The organism is Sphingomonas jeddahensis (assembly GCF_001981525.1).
Classification (GTDB): Bacteria; Pseudomonadota; Alphaproteobacteria; order Sphingomonadales; family Sphingomonadaceae; genus Sphingomonas; species Sphingomonas jeddahensis.
In genome coordinates, this window is sequence record NZ_MPSB01000025.1 from 1 (window position 1) to 5,095 (window position 5,095).

The following is a 5,095-nucleotide window of genomic DNA, read 5'->3' on the forward strand; positions in this document are numbered from 1 at the left end:
CAAAGAGCGACAAAAACCGACGCCCAGCCACTTCCCTCTTTCGAAGAGCGACCAAAGCGCCTGAATGTCAGGTGACCACCACGACAACCCGTCCGGGCCACCGCTGCGGTGACACCCATCTAGGGGGACCAACCCACACCGTCAAACAGTTTTTGCAACTTTCTTACACCGCACACCAAAACCCGCGGGTTTCCGCCGTTTTTTCGGCGACGCAATACGCAGAGCTGTCGTGAATTCGTCACGAATCGTCTCCCCGCTAGCCGAATCACGTCGATCGGTTCGCGACCCCGACCTCACAGTTCCTTGAGCTGGATCCTCACATCCGCGAGACGCGTGCGGTCGGGCGTGGCGCCAGCTTCAACCAGCTTTCGGCCCTGCACATAGTCTTTCACCGCATTGACGCAGTCGAGCGCGATGACTCGCCGCTCCCTAAGGTAGATCAGGGAGAAACTACGCGCAGCAGGGTCGCCGCGCAGGACGGCAGTGTCATGGCCGAGTGAAAGGCCGACCGTCTGCAGCTTCAGGTCGTACTGGTTGGACCAGAACCACGGCACCGCATGATAGACAGCACCCTGGCCGGTGATCGCCTTCGCGACAACATTGGCCTGGTCATTGGCGTTCTGCACCGACTCCAGCCGGATCGCCGCGCCGCCCGCAAAGCCGTTGGCATGAAGCGCGCAGTCGCCAATCGCGAACACGTCTGCGAGGCTGGTGCGGCATTGTGCATTGACTGCAACGCCGTTGCCGCCCCCCGCCCCGGCATCGAGCAACGGCTGCACCGCTGGCACGATGCCAATGCCGACGATCACCAGCTGCGCCGGTACGGTCTCTCCATCGGCGAGGCGCACGCCAGTAACTTTGCCGTCTTCGCCAAGGATGCAATCAACCGTGGCCCCTAGACGGATGTCGACGCCATGCGCGCGATGCTCGGCTTCATAGAAGCGGGAAAGCGGCTCGCCGGCGACACGCGCGAGGACGCGATTCAGCGCCTCGAGCAGCATGACCTTCTTGCCGAACTTGGCGAGCACCGCCGCGGCTTCAAGCCCGATATAGCCGCCGCCGATCACCACCGCCTGAGCGACATCGGGCAGCTCAGCCATCAGACGATCGGCATCGGCACGGGTGCGCACGGTATGAACGCCGGCGAGATCATGGCCGGCGCACGTCAAACGCCGCGGGTTCCCGCCGGTCGCCCAGATCAAGTGGCGGTAACCGATCGGTTCACCATCAGCGATGACGGTTCGGGCGGCAGGATCGACGCCAGTCACCTCGCGACCGAGTAGCATGTCGACGCTCCGCTCCTGCCAGAAGGCGGCGGGACGGATCAAGATCCGCTCAAAGCCCTTGTCGCCGGCAAGATATTCCTTGGACAATGGCGGGCGCTCGTACGGCAACTCAGGTTCGGCGCCGATTATCGCGATGCTGCCGTCGAACTTGGCTTGACGTAGCGCGATAGCGGCTTGCGCACCGCCGTGTCCGGCACCCACGATCACGACGTCGTAGTTTTTCACTGCGCGGTCCTCCCTTGCCTCGTTGGGCATCCCTAGCCTTCTCGAAAGGCCCAGGTGATCGTCACTGTTGCTGCCGGCCGCGAGCGTCAAGAACTTCGGACTTAAGGATCGTGAACTGGAAATACGATCATCGAACAGCACGACACCCGCCGCACAACACGGCGTCGACCATTACTGTGCGACAAACCTTGCGCGAAGCTGCGAGCCGAAGCGCTTCGTTGGTGAGCCACCTCCGCGGCCGGGCCGAGAAGGTGATCTGCCCCATTCCCGCGGACGCCGTCAGACGTTTGCCACCACCACAGCCCGCGTGTTCAGATAAGCGTCGAGCGCCTCCGGGCCGCCCTCCGTGCCATAGCCCGAATCCTTGATCCCGCCGAACGGAAGCTCGGCGCTGCCGGCCGCGGGTGTGTTTACCCACAACATGCCCACCTCGACACGGCGGGCCAGCAGGTCGGCATTGGCCAGCGATCTGGTGAACGCATAACCGGCAAGGCCATAGGATAGGCGATTGGCCTCGGCGATCGCTTCGCCGAGATCGTCATAGCCGCGGATGCCGGCGACGGGGCCGAACGGCTCATCATTGAACAAACGTGCGTCGAGCGGCACGTCGCTGAGCACGGTTGGCGCCCAGAAGTTGCCCGATTCGCCGATCCGGCTGCCGCCGGTCAGAACCGTCGCGCCCTTGGCGACGGCATCCTCCTGGAACTCGGCCATCGCCGTCAGCCGTCGCGGATTGGCCAATGGGCCCATCTCGGTGCCTTCCGCCAGGCCGTCGCCGACCTTGATCGTTTTGGCGAGCTCGGCCAGCGCCTCGGCGAATTGTTGCTTGACGCTGTTGTGCACCAGGAAGCGCGTCGGCGAGATGCACACCTGGCCCGCGTTGCGGAATTTCGCCCGGCCGACGCTTTTCACGGCGAGGTCAAGATCGGCGTCCTCGCAGACGATCACTGGCGCATGCCCGCCCAATTCCATGGAAACGCGCTTCATATGCTGGCCAGCTAGGCCGGCGAGCAGCTTCCCCACCGGTGTCGATCCGGTGAAGGTGATCTTGCGGATGATCGCGCTGGCGATGAGATATTCGGAGATCTCGGACGGATTGCCGAACACCAGGCCAAGCACGCCCTCGGGCAAACCGGCATCCTGAAAGGCGCGGATCAGCGCGGCCGGGCTGGCCGGCGTTTCCTCGGGCGCCTTGACGATCATCGAACAGCCTGCGGCAAGGCCGGCGCTGATCTTTCGCACGATCTGATTGATCGGGAAGTTCCACGGCGTGAAGGCCGCGACCGGGCCGACCGGGTCCTTTACCACCATCTGGCGGACGGCAAGGTTGGTACGGTGCGGGACGAGCCGGCCGTACACGCGGAAGCCTTCCTCCGCGAACCATTCGATGATGTCCGCCGCGGCCGTCGCCTCGCCCTTGGCCTCCACCAGCGGCTTGCCCTGTTCCTGAGTCAATAGCGCCGCAGTGTCGCCAGCGCGCTCGCGCATCAGCTCGGCGGCTTTGCGCATGATGCGGCTGCGCTGCGCGGGCGTATAGTCACGCCACACTTCGAAGCCGCGCTGAGCGGCGGCCAGCGCACGATCGAGATCGGCGATGCCGGCATGCGCAACGCGGCCAATCTCCTGCCCTGTCGCCGGATTCTGCACCGGCAGCGTGCGACCATCGGCCGCATCCTGCCAGCGGCCGTCAATGAAAAGCTGCGTGTCGAGGTAGGCCATTGGGGCACTCCGTTGATTGGCAAGCCGCATGAAGAGCCCGCCGGTGGCTGATGGCTCGTCGGAGGGCAGCGGGTGATCATCCCCATGTAGCGCATGAACGCCCCTTTCCAATCCGCAGGGGAGACGAGACGATGGGGACTGGTTCTTGCGTGCTGGGCGGGTCTCAGCCTGCCCCCGTATTCGAAGCGTCTTTCAAACGGCGTGCACGGCCGGTGGAGCCGCTTCGCAACCGCCAAGCAGCCTCCCATATGGCGTGTGACGCTCCCCGCCCTCCCCTTTCATCGACGCTGGGAGACCGAATTCGTCAGCCCGATAAAGATGGCGAGCGTGGCGGCCCGAGCGAGAACGCTGGGTATAATCGCGCATTCGGGCGATCACCGCTGGCGGGAGCGGCAGATCGAGCATGCGATACACGCGCGCCATTTCACCCTCCCAGTCGCGATCCACGTCCTCGAACGCGACATCGACTTGCGGTGCGTCGCTGCGCGCGCGGGCGGCCGCTGTTCGCTCATCGCGCAGCGCGACCTTGCGGCTCCATTCGCGCCCGATCCAGAGAGGGTCCACGTGTGCCGACTGGATCGCCATCTGGTTGCGGACCAGCGACGCCGACGAGGCGATCACCTGTCTGGAATCACGGTGCAGACAGATCAGCCGCGCATCGGGAAAGGTGTGAAGCACCGCGGCAAGATCCTGGCTGAACTGCGGTACCTTGAGTATCCACGGACGGCTTGCGTCTTCGCTGCGTAGCCAGGCGATCGTCTGAAGTAGCTGTCGAAACTCGGCATAAACCGCAATGCCGTCATCCGCCTCCACCGCCGCGCAATAGGTCGGCACGCGCCATTGAGCCTCGAACGCTGATCCGAAGATCGAGAGGCTTTGTAAGCCGATCTCTTCGTCCGCCGCATCCCAGCGGGTGGGATGAATGGCGTCAAAGGCCGGGTTCAACAGCCGAGCGCTGCACAGGCCCAGCCAGCCGCGAAGCTTGCGATCGTCGATCCCGCCGCGCTTCGGGGTTTGCGGGATCGGGTTCCAGCTCTCGTAAAAGCGCGTAAACGCCAGCCGAGGGTCACAGGCGAGCAGACGCTGCATGCGCGTTGTCCCCGAACGCATCTGGCCAACAATGATGATCGGCGCCGTTACCGGCTGTTCGGCAATCTCCCCGTGCCGTCGCCACAAAGCCTGAAAGCGCATGCGGTTGGACAAGGCGGCGACCAGTTGCCCGTGCGCGATCGTTCGGCCCAAGGGGGTTAATGCCGCGACGCTCTCCAGATCGGCGCAAAGCAACGTTAGGCGTTCGCGCCAACCACTGCCGCGCTGATCCGCGACCTGCCCCACCTTTATTGCTGCCTTCCGGATCAGCGCATCGGGGTCGAGCGTCGGACGCTCCGCCCAGCCGCGACGCCAGGCACTCTCCAGCGCCGCATCCATCATCCGGAGGCGGGCATAGCGCGTGCCGCTAATCGGGTTCGCGTTGGCTGCAGTAACAATCGGAGGCGCGGCAAGGGGCGGCGAACTGAATGGCGGCATCACACGGCAACGCGCGATCTTTACTGACGTGCCGTGTGGCACTGCAAAAGTCAGGGGATCAAGCAGCCTCGCCGTACTTCGCCTTTCCTGCCCAGTGTCTGGCCCTGACCGATCGCTGGCAGGCTGCCGAGCACCGCAGAGGAATAGGCGTGGCGGAGAGGGTGTCTTTAGGGTCAGGACCCATTCGAGGCGTATTCACGCGCATGATGGATGACCTGCTCCCCGGAAATCATGCCATTGGTAAGTTAGCTGGTCAGATGGAGACGAGCGATGCGGCGAGGCCGTTTTACCGAGGATCAGATCATAGGCGTGCTGCGTGAGCACGAGGCTGGAGTGAA

The 5,095-nt window shown here is 64.1% G+C and carries 3 protein-coding genes; all 3 read right to left on the reverse strand.

The window, feature by feature from the left end; genetic code table 11:
• Positions 1–293: 293 nt before the first annotated feature.
• Positions 294–1,511, reverse strand: coding sequence for an NAD(P)/FAD-dependent oxidoreductase (locus SPHI_RS14580; RefSeq protein WP_076745688.1), 1,218 nt, complete (start codon positions 1,509–1,511; stop codon positions 294–296).
• A 279-nt stretch (positions 1,512–1,790) separates the two neighbouring features.
• A complete protein-coding gene (locus SPHI_RS14585) occupies positions 1,791–3,230 on the reverse strand; it encodes an NAD-dependent succinate-semialdehyde dehydrogenase (RefSeq protein WP_076745686.1) in 1,440 nt (479 codons plus the stop codon).
• 192 nt (positions 3,231–3,422) lie between these two features.
• Positions 3,423–4,757, reverse strand: coding sequence for a sulfotransferase family protein (locus SPHI_RS14590; RefSeq protein ID WP_083720025.1), 1,335 nt, complete (start codon positions 4,755–4,757; stop codon positions 3,423–3,425).
• Positions 4,758–5,095 lie beyond the last annotated feature (338 nt).

What these genes read in the sequence shown, in the direction of transcription:
- SPHI_RS14585 (WP_076745686.1), bottom strand. Translation starts at nt 3,230, where the DNA reads ATGGCCTACCTCGACACGCAGCTTTTCATTGACGGCCGCTGGCAGGAT.
- SPHI_RS14590 (WP_083720025.1), bottom strand. Translation starts at nt 4,757, where the DNA reads ATGCCGCCATTCAGTTCGCCGCCCCTTGCCGCGCCTCCGATTGTTACT.